Below are 852 nucleotides of genomic sequence, written 5' to 3'. Positions count from 1 at the left end.
CCGACGAATGGCCTGTTCCGGAAAAACCGAGACCAACGCATTTTCAACCACTAAGCTCAGAACAAATAGTCAAATTGGAAGAATTTCTAAGAGAAGAAATTGACGTTGCTTATAAGAAAGATGAAATTTTTCAGAGTGCCCGAAAATCAGGAGTGGTTAGCAACAAAATCGGCATCGACTTTTGGCACCGAGCTAACCCAGATCCAGCGTTACCTAGATTTACTGACTGGCATGAAAGCCTAAAAAATGCCATTGCTACAATATATTCTATTCATCCAAATTTTCCTAATAATGCATCAAATGAAGATTTGGCAGAAAATGGAAAATTTTATATTCCCAAAGACCTTACATATACAAATCTTACAACAACATTTAAAACCCTCGCAAAGAGAATGGTCATGCAAAACATTCCTGGGTACACTTCATTTGTATTAGAAGCCCCAGAACTAACATATACAAAATTAATATCATATATCTACCCGGATTTACGTGAACTGATCGCTATTAAAATAGCGATTTGCTTCGAAACTGGTTGGTCACCCGATATCACCGAACGAATAGATCCAGATGATTATATTTATGACCCAATTCCTATGGAAAATGACTGGGTATTTATTAAATCAACAAAAGCAAAGGGAGCTTCTGTAAATAAGAAAACAAGACTTCGCGAACAGAGATTGATGATTCATCCTAGTTCAAAAACTGATAAATACAGTGCGTATAATTTAATAAAATTACTAGTAAAAAGAACTTCAACATTACGAAAAGGACATTTATACGAGAAAGCAACTACAGATCTTGACGTTCACCCTGCATTCATAAGTTTAGTAGTAAATGCTGGTCTAAAATTTG

1 pseudogene is annotated in these 852 nt (G+C 35.4%); it reads left to right on the top strand.

From position 1 onward, the window contains the following. Nucleotides 1-852, top strand: a pseudogene (locus M901_RS05550) (hypothetical protein); the annotation flags it as partial.

This window comes from Bacteriovorax sp. DB6_IX, assembly GCF_000447775.1.
In the GTDB taxonomy this organism is placed as follows: Bacteria; Bdellovibrionota; Bacteriovoracia; order Bacteriovoracales; family Bacteriovoracaceae; genus Halobacteriovorax_A.
Note: the sequence above shows the minus strand (reverse complement) of the source record. Positions and strands in the feature narration are given on the sequence as shown.